At 70.2% G+C, this 23,167-nt stretch carries 21 protein-coding genes and 1 pseudogene; 16 read left to right on the top strand and 6 right to left on the bottom strand.

The window, feature by feature from the left end:
- Nucleotides 1-48: 48 nt before the first annotated feature.
- Nucleotides 49-1,302 (bottom strand): lactonase family protein, encoded by a 1,254-nt coding sequence (locus ACZ45E_RS11700; RefSeq protein ID WP_468219399.1) that lies wholly within the window; start codon nucleotides 1,300-1,302, stop codon nucleotides 49-51.
- Nucleotides 1,303-2,105: 803 nt separating this feature from the next.
- On the opposite strand from ACZ45E_RS11700, the gene ACZ45E_RS11695 reads away from it, so the two are divergent.
- From ACZ45E_RS11695 to ACZ45E_RS11635, 13 genes are all read left to right on the top strand, one after another.
- On the top strand, nucleotides 2,106-2,843 hold the full coding sequence (locus ACZ45E_RS11695; RefSeq protein WP_468219398.1) for an alpha/beta fold hydrolase: 738 nt from the start codon (nucleotides 2,106-2,108) through the stop codon (nucleotides 2,841-2,843).
- The gene (locus tag ACZ45E_RS11690) at nucleotides 2,840-3,967 is read left to right on the top strand and encodes an acyl carrier protein (protein WP_468219396.1); all 1,128 of its coding nucleotides are present in this window, start codon (nucleotides 2,840-2,842) and stop codon (nucleotides 3,965-3,967) included. Before ACZ45E_RS11695 ends, ACZ45E_RS11690 begins: the two co-directional genes overlap by 4 nt.
- Nucleotides 3,968-3,999: 32 nt before the next feature.
- Nucleotides 4,000-5,493, top strand: coding sequence for a class I adenylate-forming enzyme family protein (locus ACZ45E_RS11685; protein ID WP_468219394.1), 1,494 nt, complete (start codon nucleotides 4,000-4,002; stop codon nucleotides 5,491-5,493).
- Nucleotides 5,486-6,748, top strand: coding sequence for an alanine racemase (locus ACZ45E_RS11680; protein WP_468219392.1), 1,263 nt, complete (start codon nucleotides 5,486-5,488; stop codon nucleotides 6,746-6,748). The genes ACZ45E_RS11685 and ACZ45E_RS11680 overlap by 8 nt, the downstream gene beginning before the upstream one ends.
- Nucleotides 6,749-6,760: 12 nt before the next feature.
- Nucleotides 6,761-7,033, top strand: coding sequence for an acyl carrier protein (locus tag ACZ45E_RS11675; RefSeq protein ID WP_468219390.1), 273 nt, complete (start codon nucleotides 6,761-6,763; stop codon nucleotides 7,031-7,033).
- The gene (locus ACZ45E_RS11670; RefSeq protein ID WP_468219387.1) at nucleotides 7,030-8,238 is read left to right on the top strand and encodes an acyl-CoA dehydrogenase family protein; all 1,209 of its coding nucleotides are present in this window, start codon (nucleotides 7,030-7,032) and stop codon (nucleotides 8,236-8,238) included. The genes ACZ45E_RS11675 and ACZ45E_RS11670 overlap by 4 nt, the downstream gene beginning before the upstream one ends.
- Nucleotides 8,231-9,322: an acyl-CoA dehydrogenase family protein gene (locus ACZ45E_RS11665; protein ID WP_468219385.1), complete on the top strand. Its 1,092-nt coding sequence runs from the start codon at nucleotides 8,231-8,233 to the stop codon at nucleotides 9,320-9,322. Before ACZ45E_RS11670 ends, ACZ45E_RS11665 begins: the two co-directional genes overlap by 8 nt.
- Entirely contained in the window at nucleotides 9,322-9,957 is a 636-nt protein-coding gene (locus ACZ45E_RS11660) for a 4'-phosphopantetheinyl transferase family protein (RefSeq protein ID WP_468219384.1), read from the top strand. Before ACZ45E_RS11665 ends, ACZ45E_RS11660 begins: the two co-directional genes overlap by 1 nt.
- Nucleotides 9,958-9,984: 27 nt before the next feature.
- On the top strand, nucleotides 9,985-11,499 hold the full coding sequence (locus ACZ45E_RS11655; protein ID WP_468219381.1) for an AMP-binding protein: 1,515 nt from the start codon (nucleotides 9,985-9,987) through the stop codon (nucleotides 11,497-11,499).
- Nucleotides 11,496-12,038, top strand: a complete 543-nt coding sequence (locus ACZ45E_RS11650; protein ID WP_468219379.1) for a flavin reductase family protein — start codon at nucleotides 11,496-11,498, stop codon at nucleotides 12,036-12,038. The genes ACZ45E_RS11655 and ACZ45E_RS11650 overlap by 4 nt, the downstream gene beginning before the upstream one ends.
- A gap of 104 nt (nucleotides 12,039-12,142) precedes the next feature.
- Nucleotides 12,143-13,375: an MFS transporter gene (locus ACZ45E_RS11645; protein ID WP_468219378.1), complete on the top strand. Its 1,233-nt coding sequence runs from the start codon at nucleotides 12,143-12,145 to the stop codon at nucleotides 13,373-13,375.
- Nucleotides 13,376-13,389: 14 nt separating this feature from the next.
- A complete protein-coding gene (locus ACZ45E_RS11640) occupies nucleotides 13,390-14,589 on the top strand; it encodes a glycosyltransferase (protein ID WP_468219375.1) in 1,200 nt (399 codons plus the stop codon).
- Nucleotides 14,586-15,224, top strand: coding sequence for an HAD family hydrolase (locus tag ACZ45E_RS11635; protein ID WP_468219373.1), 639 nt, complete (start codon nucleotides 14,586-14,588; stop codon nucleotides 15,222-15,224). The genes ACZ45E_RS11640 and ACZ45E_RS11635 overlap by 4 nt, the downstream gene beginning before the upstream one ends.
- A 71-nt stretch (nucleotides 15,225-15,295) precedes the next feature.
- On the opposite strand, the gene ACZ45E_RS11630 is transcribed toward ACZ45E_RS11635, so the two are convergent.
- Nucleotides 15,296-15,808, bottom strand: coding sequence for a PadR family transcriptional regulator (locus ACZ45E_RS11630; RefSeq protein ID WP_468219371.1), 513 nt, complete (start codon nucleotides 15,806-15,808; stop codon nucleotides 15,296-15,298).
- 55 nt (nucleotides 15,809-15,863) lie between these two features.
- Between ACZ45E_RS11630 and ACZ45E_RS11625 the strand changes: the two genes are divergently transcribed.
- Entirely contained in the window at nucleotides 15,864-16,553 is a 690-nt protein-coding gene (locus tag ACZ45E_RS11625) for a cysteine hydrolase family protein (protein WP_468219368.1), read from the top strand.
- 96 nt (nucleotides 16,554-16,649) lie between these two features.
- Here the strand turns inward: ACZ45E_RS11625 and ACZ45E_RS11620 are convergent, their stop codons facing one another.
- Complete coding sequence (locus ACZ45E_RS11620; RefSeq protein ID WP_468219366.1) at nucleotides 16,650-17,360, bottom strand: response regulator; 711 nt, start codon at nucleotides 17,358-17,360, stop codon at nucleotides 16,650-16,652.
- The gene (locus ACZ45E_RS11615; RefSeq protein WP_468219364.1) at nucleotides 17,357-18,652 is read right to left on the bottom strand and encodes a sensor histidine kinase; all 1,296 of its coding nucleotides are present in this window, start codon (nucleotides 18,650-18,652) and stop codon (nucleotides 17,357-17,359) included. Before ACZ45E_RS11615 ends, ACZ45E_RS11620 begins: the two co-directional genes overlap by 4 nt.
- 256 nt (nucleotides 18,653-18,908) lie before the next feature.
- Between ACZ45E_RS11615 and ACZ45E_RS11610 the strand changes: the two genes are divergently transcribed.
- Both ACZ45E_RS11610 and ACZ45E_RS11605 read left to right on the top strand, forming a co-directional pair.
- On the top strand, nucleotides 18,909-19,601 hold the full coding sequence (locus tag ACZ45E_RS11610; protein WP_468219362.1) for an ABC transporter ATP-binding protein: 693 nt from the start codon (nucleotides 18,909-18,911) through the stop codon (nucleotides 19,599-19,601).
- Nucleotides 19,598-21,958 carry an ABC transporter permease gene (locus tag ACZ45E_RS11605; protein ID WP_468219360.1) on the top strand — a complete coding sequence of 787 codons (2,361 nt, stop codon included), beginning with the start codon at nucleotides 19,598-19,600 and terminating at the stop codon, nucleotides 21,956-21,958. Before ACZ45E_RS11610 ends, ACZ45E_RS11605 begins: the two co-directional genes overlap by 4 nt.
- 180 nt (nucleotides 21,959-22,138) lie before the next feature.
- Here ACZ45E_RS11605 and ACZ45E_RS11600 read toward each other — a convergent pair whose 3' ends face one another.
- The gene (locus ACZ45E_RS11600; protein WP_468219359.1) at nucleotides 22,139-22,507 is read right to left on the bottom strand and encodes an STAS domain-containing protein; all 369 of its coding nucleotides are present in this window, start codon (nucleotides 22,505-22,507) and stop codon (nucleotides 22,139-22,141) included.
- A gap of 97 nt (nucleotides 22,508-22,604) precedes the next feature.
- A pseudogene (locus ACZ45E_RS11595) lies at nucleotides 22,605-22,733 on the bottom strand (hypothetical protein); the annotation flags it as partial.
- Between the last annotated feature and the right edge of the window lie 434 nt (nucleotides 22,734-23,167).

The raw sequence follows: 23,167 nt of genomic DNA, 5'->3' as shown, positions 1-23,167 counted from the left end.
GGGAGAGGTGACCGCACATGAGGTGCGGCGGTTCTTCTGGCAGAGGTGTCAGGAGCGAGGCCGCGCGGGGACGGCCGTGCCGTGCCTGGAGCGGACGCGGACGCCGATGCAGTCGGGGGAGGGGACGGCGACGGAGGCGCCGGTGTCCGTGAGACGGCCTGACCGGGGATCGATTCGGAAGAGGTTGACGGTGTTGCTGGCCTCGTTGGCGACGAACATCCAGGGCCCGTCGGGGTGCAGGGTGAGGCTCCACGGGGTGGTGCCCGCGCAGGGCAGTCGCTGCACCTCGGTGAGCAGGCCGGTCGCCGGGTCGGCGGCGAAGACGACGAGGGCGTTGTCCCCGCGGTTGGACGTGTAGACGTAGCGGCCGTCGTGGCTCAGCGCCAGTTCGGCGGCGCTCGTCGTGCCGGTGTGGCCGGGCGCGTTCGTCGTCAGCAGCTGACGGGACGTCAAGGTGCCGGACCGTGACTCCCACCGCAGGGTCTGGATGTCCGCGGTCAGTTCGTCGAGCAGGTAGGTGGTCCGGCCGTCCGGGTGGAACGCCAGGCGTCGCGGGCCCGAACCGGCCGCCGTCGCGAACGACGTCCTGGGGGCGCCGGCGGCTATCCGGTGCTTCTTCCGGTCGTAGTCGTGGACGAAGACCCGGTCGGCGCCGAAGTCCGCGATCAGCGCGAACCTGCCGTCCGGGGCGACCACGATGTGGTGCGGGTGCGGCCCCGCCTGCCGCGGGCTGGGGCCGGACCCGGTGTCGTAGACCCGGGAGGCGACCGTCCCGAGCCCGCCACGGGTGTCGACCGGAACGGTCAGGGCGGACCCGGTGGAGAAGTCGGCGGCCAGCAGGGTGTCCGCGTCCTCGGTCAGTCCGATGTACGACAGCCCGCCGGCGGCACCCGGAGTCTCCTGCGTCGTGATCTCGCCGGTCTGCCGGAGCGCCCCGGAGGCGTCGTCGATACGGAACGTACGGATGGCGCCGCCCAGTTCACCGGCCGCGACATAGAGGACGGGGCGGGTCGGATGGACGGCGACCCAGTTCGAACTTGCCTCGGCCACGGGCCCCAGCGGCGTCATGACCCCACGGACGGGGTCGAACCGTACGGCGTGCACCTGGCCCAGGCCCCAGGTGCCAATGTAGAGCAGGTCGCTGGGCCGGGCGGGCGCCGCGAACGCGGATATGGCGGTGTACGCGGGCGTCACGGCGGCGGCCGACACCGTGCCGGCCGCGAGCACCGCTCTACGGGTCGGCGCCGGCTGCCTGGCGGGCGGCTGCTTGACACCGGGGGGTGCGTGCGGGGTTTCGGGCATGGAAGGCACGGTCCTCTTCTCCTGACAGGGGATGGCTGGCAGCGCAAGGCGCCTGTCAGGAGGCCGAGTTGCGGTGCGCCGGACACGGATTGTTAGACAAGAACCGCAGGGAACGTAACTCTTGCGATGTGCCCCGGCAAGGTTCGTAGAGGAAAAACCTTGCGGTGAAGCTGCGTTGGCAGCGCTCGGCGCATTTATTGTTGGACAAAGCTGCACGTGGCGGCCGTGTCGACGGGGGCGCGTTTCGCGGAGGGGGCGCCGCGTTCTGCGGGCAGACGCATCCGCCGGCAGATCGGCGGACTGTTACGACGAGCGTGCTCATGCGTGCCCGAGCAGACCGCACCGGGCCGAAGGCGCCCGCCCCGCGAGAGCGACCCTGGGAACGGAACATGTGCCGGCCCCAAGTGGGCGGACAAAGACGTTCACGGATCCGCGGCTCTGCGCAGTCATCGCGACCGGAGTGTGTCGCAGGTCACACGTCAGCGTACTGGGGCCGAAATGCCGGTAAGTCTGCAAGATGTGCGCTTTGAGCATGAGAGATGATCTTGTCGGCTCTATCCGCATTGCCGTGGAGTCATTCTCCCGCTTTCATAACCGCCACCCATGTCAACGGCCAAGCGCATGCAATGAGTTGGTCAAGGCGATGAGTTTCCGTGCATCAACTAACCCGCCAGGGGGACTTGTCGAGGCTGTCCGGTGCGGTCTGGCGGATTCATTGATCTGTTGACGTCCGAAAGCTCTCCGTGTTCGTCTGTGGTTACCGAGTGAGTCTCGTTCGGAGGTAATCGATCGCAGGGGGACTTGTGAGCAATAATGCAAGGTTGTTGCGTTTTTTTAATCGTCCCGGCCGGGTCACCTCGCTATTCGTGCATCCCTCCGGGGGTAGCGTTGCGTGCTACAAGGCTCTCGTGGCACGGCTCTCCCGTCGCGGGCCGGTAGCCACGATCCGAGCCGACGGAATGGAATTCGGTGAGCGCCCGGACCGCAGTGTCAGTCAGATGGCCGACAAGTATCTGCAATTGCTGGATCGCGAAGATGTGCGTCCCGACGTGATGATCGGTTGGTCGCTGGGGGGTGTGGTCGCCTGGGAGATGGCGGCACGGTGGGAAAAAGCTCGTGCGAAGGCGGTGCCCGTCGTTCTTCTCGACAGTTTCGCGCGCCCCTGGGCCGAGGTGAGAGACGCGGCGCGGCGGGACACGCTGCGAAGAAAGATCACTTCCCAGATTGCCCGCCCTCACGGGTCTGTCCACCCCGATCTTGCGAACGGCCTGACCAGAGCGCACCTGGCAGCATCTGAATCGCACCAGGTTTGTCAGGCGCGTACGGGGCCCACGCTCCTGCTCTGTTGCGCGGGGGACCGGGCATCGGTGCGACCGCAGATCGAGCAGTGGTCTGCCTTGTGTCCTCGACTGGTCGCGAAAACCTTGCCGTGTGACCACTTCGGCTTGTTCGACCAGCCCGCCCTTTCGTCAGTGATCCAGCACACTGAGGATTTTTTGCAAGCCTGCTCGACGAGTGCATTCCGGAGGCAGCCGGCATGATTGAAGTCCCGATGACCGGGAAAATTCCCGATACCGAATTGTACGACTGCATACAGGTCAATCTGGCGCTCGCTGCAGCGAAAATCAAGGTGGACTCTTGCGCCGGGATTTCGATGGGGCGTGAGGTGACATTCGATCCGCGTCCGACGGCCGGAGGGCTGCCGACGGTGGAACGCCCGCCGCGTGAGCAGATCACCCGCGAATGTGCGCGGCTGGGACTCGCTGAGGCCGAGCCGGACACGAATCCTGGCGACGGTGTCGTGCTCTATTGCGTAGCCGACGCATTCTCCCTCCCGTGGGTTCCTTATTACGGCAAGCAGCACATGCCGCACAGTTACGTGCTGTCCACCGCTGACGGTATAGCGGGAGTCCTGGTCGAAGACGCCTACGACAATCAGACGGAATGGGGGGCGGCACGTCCAGGCGCCTGGAGGCTGTCGGCCGAGGAAACCGCTCTGCTCCCGCGCCCGGAGGTAAGGGTGTCCCTGACGAGCGGCGCGGCGCAGCTGACCGCGTCACGTACGGGGGGCTTCGCCTCAGCCGAAGACATCGACAGGTATGTCGACGCATACCGCGGCCATGGGGATCGTCTCGCCGCCATGCGGCAACTGTCGCTGGAGACATGGCTGCTGATGCGCCAACGAGCCTTGCACGTCAAGTACTTGGCTGACTCCCCGGCAGCCCGTCCTGCTCACGCCGACCGTGTCGAGGAATGGCGGAGTCTGGTGGAGCACGTCTACATCGGACTGCGGCGGGTGCAGCGCGGCCGGGGCGAGTCCGCGAGTTTGTTCGACCGTATGTCGGAGCTGCTGCACAGCGACCAAGAGGCCCTGGCCCCCGCTGAAGCGCCCACGCCGGGGCGCGGCCGGGGGCTGACGAGGGAACAGGTCGCCGATCTGGCCGCCGAGGTGCTGCACGTACCGGCGGCCTCGCTCCTGGCCGGTGGCGCGCTGCGGGACGCGCCGTCCTTCTCCTCCTTTCGCATCGTGGAGTTGGTGGAACGCCTCGAAGACGCTCTCGGCGTCGAGTTCCTCGCCGAGGACCTGGATCCTCGGCGCCTGGTCGGACTCTCCGACCTGCTGGCAGCGGCCGAACGGGCCGAGCCGTCGCGCTCGGCCGCCTGACACCACCGGACGTCTCTACCGTGGGAGGAACCATGGGCCAACCGTCCTTGCTGCACCACCTGTGGGATGACGAGCCATCGGCGGCAGCTCAAAGGGCCGCACTGACCTGCGCGGGGCGAACATTCTCGTTCGCGCAGCTCAGGACTCTGTCGCTGCGGGTCGCGCATCTGCTGCGCGAAGAATTCGGTGTGCGGCCCGGTGACCGAGTGGTCATCCGGAGCCCGAACCAAGCCGCCGTCCCCGTCCTCGTGTTCGCGGTGGCCCGCCTGGGAGGTGTGTTCTGTGTCGTGCATGAGCAGGTCCGCGGGCCCCAGTTGACGCACATCCTCGCCGACAGCGAGCCAGTGCTGCTCGTCCGGTCCTCGTCCGGCGATGACGACGCCGTGCCGACGGCGGAAGTGGATGTCGACACCCTGCTGGAGCGGGCCGAGACCTACGACGAGCTGCCCGACACCCCGCGCGTCCTTGCCTCCGATCCGGTGTGCATGATCTACACCTCGGGCAGCACCGCACTGCCGAAAGCGGTGGTCAGCACCCACCAACAGATGCTGTTCGCCGTCCACGCCATCCAGGAAGTGCTGGCCTACTCGGCGCAGGACACCGTGTTCTGCGCTCTGCCGCTCTCCTTCGACTACGGCCTCTACCAGGTCTTCCTGGCGGCCGTCAGTGGCGCCCATCTGTGGCTCGGCGACTCACGGCAAGCCGGCCCGGCGCTTCTGCGGCACCTCGTGGACGCGAGAGCCACGGTTCTGCCCGCAGTGCCGTCCATGGCGGACAACCTCGCCCGGCTCCTGCGACGAGGGGGACGGCGCCCCGAGCGTCTGCGGCTGCTGACCAACACAGGCGCCGCGATGGCCAGCGCCACCCTGGGCGTCCTTCGCGAGCATCTGCCGCACCTCGGCGTGCAGTTGATGTTCGGGCTGACCGAGTGCAAGCGGGCGACCATCATGCCCCTGGACGGCGACCTGTCGCGTCCCGGTTCGAGCGGACGTGCTCTTCCCGGCACGGACGTCCGCGTCGTCGACGCGGACGGAACGCCTCTTCCCGCGGGCGAGGTCGGAGAGATCGTGGTGCGGGGCCCGCACGTCATGGCCGGCTACTGGCGACGCCCGGATCTGACCGCGCAACGGTTCCCCCGTGTGGAGGGACTGTTCCCGCAGTTGAACACCGGAGACTACGGCTATCTCGACTCCGAGGGCTACCTGTACTTCGTCGGCCGCCGGGACGACCTGTACAAGTCCGGCGGGTTCCGGGTCAGCGCGACCGAGGTCGAGGCCGCCGCGCGGGGCGTGCGCGGTGTGGATCAGGCAGCCGTGCTGCCGCCGACCCCCGAGCGCGGAGCGGTCCTGTGCGTCACCGGCACCGCGACGCCGAGAGAGGTCCTGCAAGGGCTGCGCGGGCTGCTCGAAGAGTTCAAGGTCCCCGCCTTCTGCCGCGTGCTGCCGGCGCTCCCGCTGAACGGGAACGGCAAGGTGGACCGCAACGCGCTGGCCCGAGACCACCATCGGGAGGCCGCCCATGTCTGACGAGCTGGCCCTGGCCGCACACAGCGTACGGGAGTGCGGCCTCACCTCCGCTTACGTGTACGACCTCGCCACGGTGCGGGACAACCACCGGCGCCTGCGCGCGGCGCTGCCGGAAGCGTGCGGGCTGTACTACTCACTCAAGGCCAACCCCCACCCCGCCGTCCTGGCGCAGCTGCGCGATCTGGGCTGCCGGGCCGAGGTGTGCTCGGCGGGCGAACTCGACGCCGCGCTCCGGGCCGGATGGACACCCGAGGAGATCCTGTACACAGGCCCCGGCAAGCGGGACGCCGAGATCCGCGAAGCGCTGGCCCAAGGGGTGCACACCTTCTCCGTCGACTCCCCGTACGGGCTGGACCAGTTGGACCGGCTGGCCGCGGAAGCCGGCCGGACGGCACACTGCGTGCTGCGGGTCAACGACGACCAACCGGTTCCCGGACAGGGACTGACCATGACAGGGGTCGCCTCGCAGTTCGGGGCGGACACCCGGTGGATTCGGCAAGAACCTCAGCGGTTTACCGGCCGCGCGCACGCGCGGATCACCGGCCTTCACCTGTACATGGGCACCAATCTCGACGCCGTCGATCAGCTGGCCGGGCAGTTCCGCCGCTCCCTGGCCACCGCGCTCGAACTGGTCGCCCTGCTGCGCGAGCACGGTGCGACGATCGAGGTGATAGACCTCGGCGGAGGTTTCGGCGCCCCGTTCGCGAAGGACGGGGCCGTGCCGGACCTCTCGGCTCTGCGACCACTGCTGGAAGAACTCTTCGACGGCGAAGTCGACGGCTGGCGCGAACGACGACCCCACATCGTCTTCGAGTCCGGCCGGTACCTGGTGGGCACCAGCGGGCACCTGGTCACCACCGTCCTCGACGTGAAGCTGTCCCAGGGCAAGCACATCGCCGTGCTGGAATCCGGTATCAACCACCTCGGAGGCATGGCGGGACTGCGGCGGCTGCCTCCCCTCAACCCTCGCGTCGCAGCGCTCTCGGACGCCACCGCACCGGACGCCGGGGACTTGCGCCCCACCATCGTCAACGGTCCGCTGTGCACACCTCTGGACACCTGGTCGCGAGCGGCACCACTGCCACCCCTGACCCCGGGCGACCTGGTCGCCGTCCCCAACGTAGGGGCCTACGGCCTGTACGCGAGCCTCGTCGCGTTCCTGGGCCATCCGCTGCCGGCCGAGGTCGTCGTCGACGGATCCGACCCCGCCCGCACGCCGCACACGAGCCGACTGCACCTGACCCGCACCCCGTGAAGGAGACGTCATATGGACCCCCGCTTCGTCGACTGCCTGCTGCCCTTCCTCAAGTTCCACGACGGCGAACCCCTCACCGCATCATCCGACCTGCGCACGCTGGGCCTCGATTCGATGCAGGCGATCGAAGTCCTCTTCGCCGTGGAGGACACCTTCGGCATCACGCTCCCTGAAGAGGCGATGAACGACGACACCTTCGCCACCGCGGGCGCCCTGTGGCAGGAGGTCGACAAGGCACTGACGGATCAGGCCCCCGAGAGCCGGGGTGAGGCGAGCGCCGCATGACTCTCACCACCGACCCGAATCCCGCCGGGCCCCGGCTCCTGGACGACGACACCCCCGCCGACATCGCCACGCTGACCGAACACGTGGTCACCGCGGCCGAGAGCGAGGTCGCACGCAACGACGCCGAGCACCGCTTTCCACGAGCCGCCATGGACGCGCTGCGCCGGACCGGACTGCTGGGACTGCTGGTGCCCGCCGGTCACGGCGGACTCGACGGCACAGTCGCCGACATGGTGCGCGTCAGTGAACGCCTGGGCCGCGTGGACATGTCCCTCGCCATGGTCTTCGCCATGCACTGCCAACAGGTGCACACGCTGTGCCTGCACGCGCAGGACGATCTCAAGCAGCGCTTGCTGCCACAGATCGCCCAGGGCCGGCGCTACCTCGCGTCCGTCACCACCGACGCCGGTTCGGGCGGCAAACTGTCCTCCACCTCCGACGCCCTGGTGACCCATGAAGGCCGGCTGCGCATCGACCGCTTCGCCCCGATCGTGACCGGTGGACGGCATGCCGACGGGTTCCTCATCACCATGGGGTCGGCCCCGGACGAGTCCTCCGGACACAGCGACTTCGTCTACGCCGACCGCGAGCAGCTCACCGTGTCACCGCGCGGGAACTGGCAGGCCCTGGGCATGCGGGCCAGTGACAGCGCTCCGCTGCACCTGAGCGGAGACGTACCCGCCGCGCACCGGCTGGTGAGTGAACACGGCACACAGGGCATCATCACGCGGACGTTCGCTCCGATGGCCCACCTGGGATGGTCGGCCGCATGGCTGGGCACCGCGGCCGGGGCCCTCCAACGCGTCGTCAGCCTGCTGCGTCAGCCCGACGAGCGCCGCAAACGGGACCTTCATTCCGAACTGCTCCTGAGCCGCCTCTCCCGCGCCCGGGAACGGCTGGAACAGGTACACGCCCTGCTCGAGTCAGCCCTGCACACCGTCCAGAGCGGCGAAGACCTCAGCCGTCCCCGTGCGCAACTACAGCTGAACACTCTGAAGATCAGCGCATCCGAAGAGTGCTACGCCTGCGTGAACGACCTCGTCGACCTCGTCGGCATGCGGCACGGCTACCTCCCCACCTCACCCACCCGCCTGGAACAGTGCCTGCGCGATCTGCGATCCGCGGCCCTCAACTACAGCAATGACCGCCTGCGCCAGGCCAACGGGCGCCTGGCCCTCATGGACAGCGAGGTGCGCTTTGCCTGAGCCCCCGCTGACACTGGCTCCCCACGCCCACCCGACGGACGGCCCCCGCCAAGACCCCTCGTCCCACTGGCAGCGGATCACGGCGGAACACGACATCGCGGCCTTGTACACCGACGCGGGCATCCTCGACCTGCAGGCGCTCCAGCGGCTGCTGGTCACGATCGACGCCGCAGCGGACAACGGACGCACCCTGCTGGCCCTGGTCCAGCTGGCCAGCACCCTTCCCTTGCTGCGCACCGCGCCGGGCCCCCTGGCGCACACCCTGTTCACCTCCGCGGCCCGCGGGCACGCGCAGATAGCTCTGGCCGCGACCGACAGCGGAGCTCCCGGGTCCGACCTGACCGCCCTGACCACACACGCCACCCTGACGGACGAAGCCGTGGTCCTCACCGGCGACAAGCAGTGGATCACCGGCATGATGAGCTGCACCGACCTGCTGGTCCTGGCCCGTTACCGCGAGGGACGGCACTTCACCAACTTCGTGTGGATCCACGTTCCCGCCGATGCCGTCGGCCTCACCCGGCTTCCCGCCGACAGCACCCTGCTGTCCTCGGCGGACATCGGTCACGCCCGTCTCGACGAGGTACGACTGCCCGCCGAACACGTCATCGGCAACCGTGGCCGCGCCCTTGCCCAGTTCGCGCGCGCCATGGCGACCGAACGAGTGGCCGGCGGCATGTGGGCCACAGCGCTGGCCCAGCGCGTGATGCGCGACACGCACACCCATCTCACGCAGCGGATCGTGCGCGACGAAGCGCTGTGGAACAACCCGGCGGTACGGCAGACGTTCGCCGCCTGCCTCACCGACCTCGCCCAGCTCCAAGCCCTGGTCACCACCCACACCGCGCCCCCGGGGCAGCGCCAGGACCCGAGCTCCGCCGCGCTGATCAAGGCCGCCGTGGGAAGGGTTCTCGACCCTCTTCTCTCCCGGTGCGCTCAACTGCAAGGAGCCTCCGGCTTCACGCGCGGCGCGGCCCAGCACACCAGAGCGGAAGCAGCGGTCTGCGGACTGGGCGGCGGCAGCACCGAGGTGATGCTCGACCAACTCGCCGACGACGTCCACCGCCTCCTCCCCGCGCCCTGATGAACACCGCCGACTCGGCGAGCAGCGGGGGACCGATGGGCGACGGGGAGACCTTCGTTCGGGCCGTCGCCCCGGATGTCTGGGTGCTGTGGAGCCGATACGAACACCGCCACCCCGGAGCCACCGCGCGCAGGGCAGCGGAACGCGCGGCAGGAGTCACAGCCGTCGAGCGGCTGTGGCGGTACCTGCACCCGGGCCGACAGACCTGCGGCGAGATCGCACACGACACGGCCGGCCGCCCGACCCTGCCACACGCCCCGGACTGGCACATCAGCATCTCGCACGACCAAGGGCATGTCGCCGTCGCCCTGTCCCGGCACCGAGCAGTCGGCGTCGACGTACAAACACCCGCACCTCGTGCCAGCCCCGCCCTGGTACGCCGCTGCCTGCACCCCGAACGCCAGCCCGCCGACCTGCTTCGCACCCGCGATCCAGCGGTGGAGGTCGCCTGGATCTGGAGTGTGCAGGAGTCCCTCGCCAAGGCCGAAGGTACAGGGCTGCGCTCCCGTCCCTGGACCATCCACATCCCTGTCGGAGCCCGCAGCGGCACCCACGCCGGCTACCGCTGGACCAGCCTGCGCGGCATCAGCACCATCCCCCTCAGCTGCGCCTACCGCCGACGCCCACCGCTCTGACACACCCTGGAGAAAGGAAACATGTCGATGACCAGAACCCTCTTCGAACGGTTCGCGCACAGCGCCCGACACCATCCCGCCCGCACCGCGCTCCAGATCGAGGGCCAGACCTACACCTACGACGAGCTGTCACAGCTCAGTCTGCGCATCGCCCGTCACCTCGAGCCCCTGGCCCTCTCCGTCGACGCCACCTCGGTGGGGCTGCCCGCCCACCGAACGGCCCACACCTATGCGACCTACCTGGCGTTGCAGCGACTCGGCCTGACCGTCGTCCCGCTCGCGGCCGGCACCCCCACCGAACGCACCCACAGCATCTGCCGTGCCGCCTCACTGCGCCTCGTCGCCGAGGACGGGGTACAGGCATCGCGCATCCCGGGCACACGGCACCTGAACATCGCCGAACTCCCCGCGCCCGACACCGCCCGGACGGCACAGAATCCGACGGCGTCGGCCGCCTACATCCTGTTCACCAGCGGCTCCACAGGCACCCCCAAGGGCGTGCCCATCACCACGGAGAACGTGGACGCCTATCTGAACCACGTCGTTCCCTCTTACGACATCACCAGCGAAAGCCGGCTCTCCCAGACCTTCGACCTCACCTTCGACCTCTCCGTCTTCGACCTGTTCGCCGCCTGGAGCGTCGGAGCAGCCCTGATCGTCCCCAGCCGCGACGAACTCCTCACACCCGTCCGCTGGGCCCACGAACAGCGGCTCACCCACTGGTTCTCGGTGCCCTCCCTGATCACCTACGCACAGCGCATGCGCACCCTGCGCGCCGGAAGCCTTCCTCATCTGCGCTGGTCCCTCTTCTGCGGTGAACCCCTGACCTACCGTCAGGCCCACGACTGGTCCACGGCCGCGCCCGACAGCCGGATCGCCAACCTCTACGGCCCTACCGAACTGACCATCAGCTGCTCCGCCTACACCCTGCCGAGCGAGGTGGCGGACTGGCCGCACACCAGCAACGCAACGGTCCCCATCGGCGTCTTCCACCCCGGCATGGAGCACCGGCTCACCGGTGACGAACGCTCCGGCGCGGAAGGCGAGCTGGTGGTCCGCGGCCCGCAGCGATTCGCCGGATACGTCGATCCGCTCGACAACCGCACCCGTTTCGTGGACGAACGGGGCCGCGAACCGGACGTGTCAGGGACGGTCGGCGCGGAGCACTGGTACCGCACCGGCGACCGCGTGCGCGTCGAGGCGGGACACCTCGTGCACCTGGGACGGCTCGACCAGCAGGTGAAGATCCACGGCTACCGCGTGGAGCTCGCCGAGGTGGAGGCGGCGATCCGGCGCTGCGACGGAGTGGAGCAGACCATCGTCGTCGCGCGCGCCGGAGCGGGAGACGCACTCGAACTGGAAGCCGTGTGCACAGGCTCGGCCACTCCGGACGCCCTTCTGGAGGACCTCCGTGCCCGGCTGCCCCTGTACATGGTTCCCGCCAGGATCACGTCCTGGCCGGAGCTGCCGCTGAACGCCAACGGCAAACTCGACCGCAAACAGGTGTCGGCACTCCTTGCCGAGGAAGGGGGATCCGTATGACCTCCTCCATCACACTCGATCCGGCCCGCGACGAGGGCGCCATCGGCGCCGCCGCGTTCCGGGACGCGGTGTCCGGACTGCCCACCGGCATCACCGTCATCACCGCGGCCACCGACGAGGCGGACATCGTAGGATGCACGGCCAACGCCGTCATGTCCCTGTCCGTGCAACCTCCTTCCCTGCTGATCTCACTCGATGCCCGCAGCAGCACCCTGAGCGCGGTGACGCGCGCACGACGCTTCGCGGTCAACATCCTGGGCCACGACATGGCACATCTCGCCCACCGCTGCGCACGCGGGCGCCCCTCCGAACGCTTCGCGGACGTGGACACCGGACGCGTGCAGGATGTCCCCGTGCTCACCGGCGCGGCCGGCGTGTTCGTCTGCTCGGTGGCGCAAGAACAACAGATGCTCGACCACGTCCTGGTAGCCGGAACCGTCACCGAGATACGCGACGCAGGCCATCTCCCGGCCGTGCTGTGGCGGCACGAACTGACCGCTCCGCAGCCACCAGGACCCTCACCGCGGCCTTCGAGTTGACCGCCCGCCCGACGCGAGTCGGCGCCCGGCGTGTTCCGGACAAGCCCCGAGCCGGCCTGCTGCCAGTGTGGAAGATCCATCGCGAGTGAACGTCAGGACCTCCCGTGCACGACTTTCCCCCCTCCCATGCTCTCGCCCGCTATCTCTGCGTCGCCCTCCCGGTGCGCCTGGCGGATGAAGGCGCGCGCGTGGCGCTCGTGCTCCTGGCCGTCGACCGCGCGCACAGCGCGGCTGTCGGCGGGCTGCTCGTCGCCGCGCTGATGGTGCCGCACGTGGTGGCCGCCCCCGTGGTCGGCGCGCTGGCCGACACCGCCCGGCGCCGCACCCCGCTCTACGGAGCGGCCCTGCTGGTCTACGGCTTCTGTCTGGCGGGACCGGCGCTGACACTGGGGCGGTTACCGGTGTGGTGCGCGGTCGTGCTGATGGTGGTGGCCGGGAGCTGTGCACCGCTGCTCACCGGCGGGCTGACCGGCCTGCTCAGTGAAATCCTGCAACCCAACCGGCTGGCGCGTGGCTTCAGCGTCGACTCCACCAGTTACAACCTGGCCGGGATCTGCGGCCCGGCGCTGGCCGCCGTGCTGGCCTCCACGCTCGGCTCGCAGGGCGCGGTGCTGGGACTGGGACTGGCCGCCTGCCTGGCCGCCGCCTTCGTTCCCGCGCTGCGTCTGCCCCGACGGGCCCCGGCCGACAGCGGGGACGCGCCCGGGGCCCGTACCCCTTCCGGCGGCAGGACATTGTTGCTGTCGGGGACACGGGCGTTGACGGCGATTCCGCGGCTGCGGTCGGTCACATGGTCGAGCAGCATCGCCCAGATCGGCGTGGGAGCCCTCCCGCTGATCTGTGCGCTGATCGCCTCCCGCGAGAACAGCGGCTGGGCGGCCGGCGGGCTGATGACCGTTTTCGCACTGGGCGCCCTGACCGGCTCCCTGACCTACGCCGTTCACCCCTGGACAGCCGCCTCACCGCACCGGGTGGTGCTGGCCTGCGTCGCGGGCGGAGCACCCTTCCTGCTCGCCGCGGCCCTCCAGACCGCACTGCTGCCGCTCGCCCTGTGCTTCGCCGCCGCCGGATGGACCACAGGCCCCCTGTTCAGCGCCCTGCTGGCCGCCCGCGAACAGAACGCGCCTCCCGAGGTCCGCACACAGGTCTTCACTCTCGGCGCCGGACTGAAATCCACCGCGGCCGCGGCCGGTTCGGCCGCGGCCGGAGCCGCCAGCCACCTCGGCATCGGCCTGTTGCTGACCTCGGCCGCCGCCCTGCACGCCGCCGCAGCGGTGATCGGCGTCCTCCTGCTGTACCAGCGACACCCGAGCGCCGCTGCCCCCCCACGACCGTGAAGAGGAAGTCACCCGTGAAGATACTTTTTGAGCCCATCGGCGGAGCCCTCGGCATCGGTGCCATCACCCGCTGCCTGGCCATGGCACAGGCAGCGGCCATGCGCGGCCACCAGATCGCGGTACTGGCTCCGCGGGGATACCCGCTGCTCGACCGGATCTCCTTCGCCGCCCGCTTCGACGCCCCCTTCCCCGAGCGCACGCCGGAGGACGTGGGGACCGGCGAAGCGGACGGATTCACCGAGGCCATGCTCGTGCGCGGCATGGGCAAACCCCGCTACGCGGCCGCGGCTCTCGAAGCGGAGACAGTCGCCTACGACGCGTTCCGTCCCGACATCGTGGTCACCGAGATGCAGCCCACGGTCCCGATAGCCGCCCACCTTGCCGGCATCCCGTTCGCCTGTACCGTCCAGAGCCCCAACCTGACCCCCTTCGCCGGACCGACACGGCGTGAAGAAGAATGCCGCCAGGTGACCCGCACCTACGCCGAGCTGTGCGCGGACAACTCGATCCCCGTCCCCGAGCGGCTGGAGGACCTCCTGCACCAGCGCGCCGCGGTCAACATCGCCCCCACGGCCGAAGTGCTCGAACCCGCGCTGGCCCACCTGCCCAACAACCGCTACGTGGGCCCCGTCCTGCTGCCCAGTCTCGAACTGGCACCGGGCGCCGCGTACGCCCCGGACGCCCGCCGCACCATCCTCGTCTACCTCAGCTTCGGCGCCGTCACCCTCGACGCCTTCCTTCCACAGCTCGCCAAAGCGTTCCCCGCCCCCCACAACAGCATCATCGTCGCCGCCCGCGAGAGCGACATCGCCGGACGTCCCGTGCCCTTCGTCCAGGACCACATCTCGGTCTGCGCGACCCCCGGCATCACCAACGTCCTTCAGCACACCGACCTCATGATCACCCGAGGTGGCCAGAACGCACTGATGGCCGCCCTCCTCGCGGGCGTCCCTGTCATCGGCACACCCGGTCGAAGCCCGGAACCCCTGTTCAACCTGGCCTCTCTACAGGCCCACGGAGCAGCCGTCACACTGCACGACGACCCCACCCCGTCCCAACTCGCCGACGCCGCCCGCCACCTCGAAGAACGCCACGGCAAACAACACGCCGCTACCCTCGGAAGGGCACTGCGCCGCCACGGCGGCGCGACCGAAGCCGTGCGCGCTCTCGAAGACGCCGTGGCCCATCCGGCGAAGGAGTACGCCACCGCATGAGCGCAGCCCCCGTCACCGCCGCCCTGTTCGACCTGGACGGCACCCTGATCGACTCCGAACCGCGCAGCCAAGAGCTGTGGCGCCGCCTCCTGGAGGCCCACCACGCACCTGCCTCCGACGCCCGCCTGGCCGCCTTCGCCGGACGCCGCAGCAACGACGTACTGGCCGAGTTGGTCGCCGGACTGCCCGGTACCAGCGCGGACTCCCTGCACGCCCGACTCACCGACCTCGCCGAAAGCCCCGACCTTCCCGCGGTCGCCCTCATGCCCGGCGCGCGCGCCTACCTCCAGCAGGCCCGTCGCCACGGCCTGCGACTGGCCCTGGTGACCTCGGCCACAGCCGACTACGCCGAGACGCACCTGGCCGACCACGGAGTGCGCGAACTCTTCGACACCCTCATCACTGCCGAGGACATCACCCAGGGAAAACCCTCCCCCGAAGGTTTCCTTCTCGCCTGCGAACGACTGGGATGCGATCCGTCTCGAACTGTCGTTTTCGAGGACTCCGCCGCCGGTCTCCAAGCCGCCCGGGCCGCTGGCGTATCCCGCGTCATCACCATCGGCGCACGTACGCCCCCCGGCGCGACCGAGCACGTGCCTGACTTCACTGCCGCCCCGCGCGTCTGGCCGCACTGACGCGCGCGGCGATACCGAACAGCGGCCTCAAGTCCTCGGGGGCGCCGAGGACTTGGCGGACCGTGGCGGGGTCAGGCCAGCAGTTCCCGTAGCCACGAGCGTTCCGCGCGGCTGGTGGCGCGGGCGATGGTGAGCATGCCGCGGCGGTAGGGGTCGTCGGTGTCCTCGGCGCCCACGGGGCGGTCGCCATCGTGGAAGAAGCTTGCGGGCTGTTCCAGGAAGTCCAGTCGCCGGCGAAGTACCGCGTGCTGGTCGGCGAGGTCGGGGAGCTGGGAGAGAAAGGTCAGGACCGTGAAGTACCGGGTGCTGTCGCTGATCTCCAGGCCGTCGGCGTCCCGCAGCCGACGCAGCAGCTCGGTGCGGCCGGTGGCGGTCAGGCTCAGCGTGTGCCGCTGGACGGCCGAGGCGCCCGGCTCGGCTCTGCGGTCGAGCAGCCCGGCTTTGACCAGGCGGTTGATCGCCGGATAGAGGCTGCCGTCGCTGACCGGACGGGTGTGGCCCGACAAGTGGGCTATCCGGCGCCGTAGTTGGTAGCCGTGCAGTGGCCCCTCGGCCAGGAATCCCAGGATCGCGAGTTCCAACATGCTGCTACTCTCGCACATCGAAACGAGGTACCTCGAATCGATGTAGGGGGTAGGGATGGCGTACACCGAGGAATGGGTGGCCGCACGAGCGCGTGACGCCTATGAGCACGGCCGGGCATCGTTCGACATACGGCCCGAGCGCACGGCCTTGCTGGTCATCGACATGCAGGACGAATTCGTCCGCCCGGCGTGGAGCCCCTACTGGGTGCCCGCGGCGACCCGGATGGCTCCCCGGCTGCGGCAACTGGTCGAGGACTGCCGAGCCGCCTCGGTCCCGGTGATCTGGACCATCTTCGACGACACACATCTCGGACTGGACCGGCCGCGAACCTTGTCCTTCCTCCCGCACAGCGACACCGACTGGCGGCGCCCCGGCCCCGCCGAGGTGTGGGCTCCGATGGGCCACCGCCCCGACGAGGCCCTGATCCGCAAGCCCTCCTACGGCGCGTTCTACGACACCCCGCTCGACACAATGCTGCGCAACCTCGGCCGCGACACGGTCATCGTCACAGGCACCCTCACCAACTACTGCTGCGGCACCACGGCCCGGCAGGCATACGAACGCGGCTACAAGGTCGTCTTCGGATCCGACACCACGGCCACCGACGACGAGTCCCGCCAGGAACCAGAACTCGCCGTCCTGCGAAAAGGCTTCGCACTCGTGCTGACCGCCGAGGAGATCACGAACCGACTGATCGCGACCACGCCGGCACCGGAGGACGGGGACAGGGCGAACGTTGCCTGATGCGTTTCCGGTCGCTGGGCAGCGCCGGTGAGCGTTACTTCACCATGGAACGCGACATGATCCTGCGGCTGCAACCGGCGAACGCCCTGATGTTTCCTAGCCCGGGTCCGCGGCGCCCCCGCCTGCCGGTGAGATCAGGCCCGTCTCGTACGCGAGGACGACGGCCTGGACGCGGTCGCGCAGATCCAGCTTGGACAGGATGTGGCCGATGTGCGTCTTGACCGTGGTAGGGCTGAGGAAGAGGCGCTCCGCGAGTTCGGTGTTGCTCAGGCCCGTCGCGAGCAGGCGGAGCACCTCGGTCTCGCGCGGTGTCAGGCCGGACAGATCACGGTGCAGGGTGGCGGTCTCCGCCGCGGCGTGCTGGGCGAAGCGCTCGATCAGGCGGCGGGTGATCGTCGGTGCCAGCAGCGCGTCGCCGGACCGCACCAGGCGTACGGCCGCCACCAAGTGCTCGGGGGTGACGTCCTTGAGCAGGAAACCGCTGGCGCCTGCGGTGAGCGCGGCGTAGACGTAGTGGTCGAGATCGTAGGTGGTCAGGATGATGACCCGGGTGCCGTCGGGAGCGCCGTCCGCGCCCCTTGAGTCGGCGAGGATCTGCCGGGTCGCCTCGATGCCGTCCATCCGCGGCATCCGGATGTCCATGAGCACGACGTCCGGCCGCGTCCTGCGGGCCGCGGCCACCGCCTCGGCGCCGTCGGCCACCTCGGCCGTCACCTCGATCCCGTCGGCGGCGAGGATCATCCCGAAGCCGGTGCGTACGAGGGCCTGGTCGTCGGCGATGACGGCGCGCAGGGGCGGTCTGCTCATGCGGTCCGCCAGGGGGCCTTGGCCGTGACCCGGTAACCGCCGGTGAGGGTCGGTCCGGCGGTCAGTTCGCCCTGGCACGAGGCGAGACGCTCGCGCAGTCCGATGAGACCGCGGCCGCTGCCGTCCGCGGGCCGGGCCTCGCGGGCGCCGCCCGTGTCGGTGACCTCGATCTCCAGGAAGTCCTCGGTACAGCTGATCAGGACGGAGGCGTCGGCGCCGGGCGCGTGCTTGATCGTGTTGGTCAGCGCTTCCTGGACGACGCGGTACGCCGTGAGGTCGACCCCGGGCGGCAGCGGGTCGGGCGGCAGTGACACCGAGAGGCGCACCGGTGTCCCGGCGGCCCGCACCCGCTCGACCAGTGCCGGCAACAGGCCGAGTCCCGGCTGGGGTTCGAGGCCGTCGGGGCGCTCGTGGTCGGGGGCGGCGAGCAGGCCCATCACCTGGCGCAGATCGGCCATGGCGGCGCGGCCCGAGGCCTCGACCGCGAGCAGTGCCCCCTTGGACCGCTCGGGCGCCGCGTCCATCACCTTGCGTGCCGCGCCCGCCTGAATGACCATCACGCTCACATTGTGGGTGACGATGTCGTGCAGTTCGGCGGCGATCCGCGACCGTTCCTCGTCGACGGCCCGGCGAGTGGTCTCGCCCTGCTCCTGCTGAAGTTTCGCGTATCTGTCCCGGCTCACCGCGAGCTGACGCCGCCAGATCCGGACCAGTCCGGCCAGGACACCGGCGATGAGGAGCACGACCGCCGGGCTCGACCAGCCCGGAAGGATGGGCTCCGTCTCCCGGAACGCGAGCCCCGCGAGGACGGCGGCGACGACCATGGCGGCCATTGCCCAGGTCCGGTGACGGCTGTGGGTGACGGCGCTGTAGGCGCCGATGACGCAGGTCGCCACGTTCATCCAGGTGGCGTCGTCGACCATGGCCAGCGTCGCGCACATCACGACCGTGAAAGCGGCCAGCGGGAGCCTGCGCCGCACCGCCAGCGGCAGCGCCGACAGCACGATCAGCGGCCAGAGCCGACCCACAGATTCTGCCTCCGACTCCGTCACCGTGACGACCGGCGGCGGCCTCGGGGGCACGATCCCGCGCGGGGCCACGACATCGCTGCCGGCCTGGAACGGTCCGCTGTCGGGATAGCGCGCTGCCACGATCAGCGCGACGACGGTCAGTACGACCGCCAGCAGCACATCGATGAGCACCGCGCGGCGCGACAGGGGTGCGGGCCGCGGCTCCGGGCGTATCGCGCCGCGCAGCTGCTGTCGCCATCCCGGCCGGTCGTCGGTGTCCACCGGCTCATTGTGCGGTCCGCTCGTCCGGTCCCGCATCCGTCTGCGCGGCAAGGGAGGTGCCCGTGAGGAGTACGTCGCAGGGATGACCCCGCGGCGGAATCCTCCGGGGGGAGGGCCGGATGTCGGTGCCGTGGCCGACGCGTCCGGTGGGCGTCCGCCCCTACCGTCGCCGGAGTCGGCAACCGGTCAACCTGCCGATCTGCCGACCGGCAGGGCCCTTTCGCCCGCTCGACTCCCGCGAGGAACGGACACCCCGATGACCCACGTGATCCAGCTGGAAGCCGTGGCGAAGCGCTACGGGACCGCGGGCGCGCCCGCGCTCGGACCGCTCACGCTCACGGTCGAGCAGGGTGAGGCGCTCGCTGTGACCGGCCCCTCGGGCAGCGGCAAGTCCACGCTGCTCAACCTCGTCGCCGGTCTCGACAAGCCGACCGAAGGCACCGTGACGGTCGGCGAGCAGCGCATCGACCAGCTCGGCGAGCACGCGCTGGCCCGGTTCCGGCGCGAACGGATCGGCATGGTCTTCCAGTTCTTCAACCTGCTCGACGACCTCACCGTCGCCGACAACATCCAGCTCCCCGCGCAGCTGACCGGGACCGCGCGGCGCAAGGCGGCGGCCCGCGCCGGGGAGCTCATGGACATCCTCGGCATCGCCCGGCACGCCCACGCCTACCCGGGCCGCCTGTCCGGCGGTGAACGCCAACGGGTAGCGGTGGCACGGGCGTTGGTCAACCGGCCCGCGCTGCTCCTCGCCGACGAACCGACCGGCGCGCTCGACACCGCCTCGGGCCACGACGTACGGGAACTGCTCGTGGACCTGCACCGCGGCGGCCAGACCATCGTCCTGGTCACGCACGACATGGCGCTGGCCCAGGCGTGCGCGAGCCGCACCATCCAGCTGGTCGACGGCCGTCTCGCCCTCGACACCCATGCGGGGGCCCTTCGATGAGCCGCTTCGGTACGGGCGCGCTCGCCCGCGTCGTGCGCTCCGGAGTGGCCCGGCGCCGGGTGCAGACGATCGTGATCGCCGTGGCCACCATGATGGCCGTCGCCGCGGCCGTGGTCGCCGGATCCCTCATCGTCGCCTCGGACGCCCCCTTCGACCACGCCTTCGCGCAACAGCGAGGACCGCACCTCACCGCGGAGTTCGACCCGGCCGAGGTGGCCGCGGCGCGGCTGGAGGAGACCGGGCACCTGGACGGCGTCACCGCCGCCGCGGGGCCGTACCCGGTCATGAGCATCCGACCGGTGGAGGAGCGCGGCGGGCATCTCCCGGCGCTGACCCTGGTCGGGCGGTCGCATCCGGGCGGCGACGTGGACGCCCTGGACCTGAGGTCCGGCCGGTGGGCGAAGAAGCCGGGCGAGATCGTGCTCTCCGCGTCGTTCAGCGGACCCGGCCTCGGGCTCGGCTCCGTGCTGAAGGCCTCGGAAGCCGGGGACAGCGCGACCCTGACCGTCGTCGGCTTCGCCATGTCGGCGGGCCGGACCGCCGACGCCTGGGCGACCCCCGCGCAGGTCACGTCGCTGGCCGCGAAGGACAGCCCGGTCACGAGCCAGATGCTCTACCGCTTCGACTCCGCGGCGACGAAGGGACAGATCGTCGCCGACCGCGAACGGCTGACGGCCGCGGTGCCGGCCGGGTCCCTGATGGGCACCCAGTCCTATCTGGACACCAAGCTCGCCGCCGACCGGGGTACAGCGCCGATCATCCCGTTCCTGGTGGCGTTCGGCGTCCTCGGCATCATCATGTCGGTGATCATCGTCAGCAGCGTGATCAGCGGCACGGTCGGTACCAGCCTGCGCAGGATCGGCATCCTCAAGGCCATCGGCTTCACCCCGCGCGAGGTCGTACGGGCCTATCTGGCCCAGGCGTTGATACCGGCCGGCGCCGGGATCGGGCTGGGGGTGGTCCTCGGCAACCTGCTGGCGGTCCCGCTGCTCGCGGACACCGAGCAGGTGTACGGCAGCGCCTCGCTGACCGTGGCCTGGTGGGTGGATGTCGTCGTGCCGGTCCTCGCGCTGCTGATCGTCGGTGTCGCGGCGCTGGTCCCCGCGCTGCGGGCCGGGCGACTGCGGACGGTCGAGGCCATCGCGGTGGGCCGGGCGCCACGCACGGGACGCGGGCAGTGGGCGCACCGGGCGGCGGGGCGACTACCGCTGCCGCGAGCGGTGACGTACGGCCTCGCCGCCCCCTTCGCCCACCCGGTCCGTGCGGCGGCGATGCTGCTCGCGGTGGCCTTCGGCACGGTCGCGGCGACCTTCGCGTTCGGCCTGACGTCGTCCCTGAACGCGGTCGGCGCCGCGCAGGACCCAGAGGACCGGGCCGCGGTCACCGCCATCAGCGGCGTACGCGGCGTCGAGCGCCCCGGGGACGGTGGGCCCGCTCCCGCGTCCGCCGACCCGGCGAAGGTCAGTGCCGCCATCGAGGCGCAGTCCGGCACCGCCTCCTACTACGGGCAGACCGAGACGGACGCCACCGTGGCCGGGCTCTCCGGCACGGTCAGGGCCACCCTCTACCAGGGCGACGTACGGGCCGGCCACTACGAGATGATCTCCGGACACTGGATCACCGGCGCGGGCCAGCTCGTCGTACCCACCCAGTTCCTGGACCGCACCGGAACCAGGATCGGCGACTCGGTCCGGGTGACCCTCGCCGGGGACACCGCGACCCTGCGGATCGTCGGCGAGGCCTTCGACACCAGCAACGACGGCCTGTCGCTCCGCGCGGACCTCGACAGCTTCGCGGGGGCGCGGCCCGAGGTCTTCCAGATCGACGTGAAGCCGGGCGTCTCGCCCGCCGCGTACGCCGAGAAACTCGCCGCCGCGGTGCGGCCACTGGGCGGCGAAGCCCTCGCCAACTCCCCGTCGGAGGGGGAGAACATGATCCTCGTGCTGGACGCGATGGCGGTGCTGCTCACCCTCATGCTGGTGTCGGTGGCGGGCCTCGGCGTTCTCAACTCCGTCGTCCTCGACACCCGCGAACGCGTCCACGACCTCGGCGTCTGCAAGGCGCTCGGCATGTCCCCGCGGCAGACCGTGGGTCTCGTACTCGCCTCGGTGGCCGGGATCGGTGTGCTCGGCGGGCTGATCGGGCTGCCCACCGGGTACGCCCTGCACGGGTTCGTGCTGCCCGTGATGGGACACGCGGCGGGCACGAACCTCCCGCCGTCGGTCCTCGACGTGTACAACGCCCCCGAGCTGATGCTCCTCGGGTTCGCCGGCCTCGTCATCGCCGTGCTCGGCGCCCTGCTCCCGGCCGGCTGGGCGGCCCGGGCCCGTACGGCCACGGCACTGCGCACGGAGTAGCATCGCCCGGTCTCAGGGCCCCTCGGCCGCGGCCTCACCAGGTCGCGGCCGTGCCCTCACCCGAGCCGCTGAAGGCTGAAGCGGCCACGCGGTGCCTTCACGGTCGCAGCGCCCCAGCAGATGCCCGCGGCCTTGCTGGGGCGGGACCCCCCATGGAAGTGCTCGGTGTCATCACGCCGGTCAGGACTCGGTGGGAGCGTGCAGGGTGGTGACGGCGTCGTCGACAGTAGGCCGGAAGGTGAAGATCTGGTCGAGCCCGACGATCTGCAGGACGTGCATCAGATCGTCGTTCAGCCCGGCGAGGATCAACGGCGTCTCGGTGGACCCGGCCCGGTTGTAGGCGGTGATGAGCACGGTGATGCCGGTGGAATCGCAGTAGGTGAGGCCGGACAGGTCGATGATCACGGGGGTGTCGGAGACGAAGGGGGTCTCTTGCAGGGTCCGGGTGAACTCCGGGGCCGTGTGGTGATCGAGCTCGCCGGTCACGGTCAGTACGACGGCTCCGGAGGGGTGCGGGCTCCGGGTGGCGGTCAGGATGCGGTCGGTCACCTTGTCTCCTGTGGGGGACGCTGAGGCTGGCGGATGGGACGGACAGGGCGAGCAGCGCGGTGTCGTCGCTGACGCCGGTGCCCAGGTCGGTGAAGAGTTTGCGCGCTATGGCCGGCAACCCTTCGGCGCCCTGGAAGGGATGCGCCGACTGGTGGCGGGCCGGCCCGTCCTCGCCGAGCACGCTGCCGTCGGCGGTGCGGGCTTCGGTGAGGCCGTCGGTGTACAGCAGCAGTGCTTCGCCGAGGGCGAGGCGGGTGGTGGCCTGGATGAACTGCGGGCTGCGGAGACACGTACGTCGAGTTCGTCCATGACGAGGGCCGCAAGGTCCTGCGATGCCTGGAGCTGGTCTCGCCCAGGGGTACGAGGGCGGGTGTCGAGGACGTTCACGGTGCCCAGGCGGTGCCCGTCGGCGGTGGTGATCGGCGCGGCGGCGTAGAAGCGCACACCCGAAAGGATCTTGTCGGAAGCGCCGTCCAAGGCGCTGTCCACCAGGCGGTAGTGGCGTACTGCGGCAACCCGCCGCTGCTCGACCGTCTCCTGAGAACCCGCATCGCGCCGGGCGGAGCGCTGGGTCGCCGTCATGATGCCTTCCGCCCGGTACCGACTGATGTGACTGCCGTCCTCAGGCACGGCTCCCTTATTCTACGGAACGCGTCAAAG

It is taken from the genome of Streptomyces sp. NPDC030991 (assembly GCF_055571235.1).
This window is presented reverse-complemented; position numbering and strand designations above follow the sequence as displayed.

What these genes read in the sequence shown, in the direction of transcription:
- ACZ45E_RS11700 (WP_468219399.1), bottom strand. Translation starts at nt 1,302, where the DNA reads ATGCCCGAAACCCCGCACGCACCCCCCGGTGTCAAGCAGCCGCCCGCC.
- ACZ45E_RS11690 (WP_468219396.1), top strand. Translation starts at nt 2,840, where the DNA reads ATGATTGAAGTCCCGATGACCGGGAAAATTCCCGATACCGAATTGTAC.
- ACZ45E_RS11685 (WP_468219394.1), top strand. Translation starts at nt 4,000, where the DNA reads ATGGGCCAACCGTCCTTGCTGCACCACCTGTGGGATGACGAGCCATCG.
- ACZ45E_RS11680 (WP_468219392.1), top strand. Translation starts at nt 5,486, where the DNA reads ATGTCTGACGAGCTGGCCCTGGCCGCACACAGCGTACGGGAGTGCGGC.
- ACZ45E_RS11675 (WP_468219390.1), top strand. Translation starts at nt 6,761, where the DNA reads ATGGACCCCCGCTTCGTCGACTGCCTGCTGCCCTTCCTCAAGTTCCAC.
- ACZ45E_RS11670 (WP_468219387.1), top strand. Translation starts at nt 7,030, where the DNA reads ATGACTCTCACCACCGACCCGAATCCCGCCGGGCCCCGGCTCCTGGAC.
- ACZ45E_RS11660 (WP_468219384.1), top strand. Translation starts at nt 9,322, where the DNA reads ATGAACACCGCCGACTCGGCGAGCAGCGGGGGACCGATGGGCGACGGG.
- ACZ45E_RS11655 (WP_468219381.1), top strand. Translation starts at nt 9,985, where the DNA reads ATGACCAGAACCCTCTTCGAACGGTTCGCGCACAGCGCCCGACACCAT.
- ACZ45E_RS11650 (WP_468219379.1), top strand. Translation starts at nt 11,496, where the DNA reads ATGACCTCCTCCATCACACTCGATCCGGCCCGCGACGAGGGCGCCATC.
- ACZ45E_RS11635 (WP_468219373.1), top strand. Translation starts at nt 14,586, where the DNA reads ATGAGCGCAGCCCCCGTCACCGCCGCCCTGTTCGACCTGGACGGCACC.
- ACZ45E_RS11630 (WP_468219371.1), bottom strand. Translation starts at nt 15,808, where the DNA reads ATGTTGGAACTCGCGATCCTGGGATTCCTGGCCGAGGGGCCACTGCAC.
- ACZ45E_RS11625 (WP_468219368.1), top strand. Translation starts at nt 15,864, where the DNA reads ATGGCGTACACCGAGGAATGGGTGGCCGCACGAGCGCGTGACGCCTAT.
- ACZ45E_RS11620 (WP_468219366.1), bottom strand. Translation starts at nt 17,360, where the DNA reads ATGAGCAGACCGCCCCTGCGCGCCGTCATCGCCGACGACCAGGCCCTC.
- ACZ45E_RS11610 (WP_468219362.1), top strand. Translation starts at nt 18,909, where the DNA reads ATGACCCACGTGATCCAGCTGGAAGCCGTGGCGAAGCGCTACGGGACC.
- ACZ45E_RS11605 (WP_468219360.1), top strand. Translation starts at nt 19,598, where the DNA reads ATGAGCCGCTTCGGTACGGGCGCGCTCGCCCGCGTCGTGCGCTCCGGA.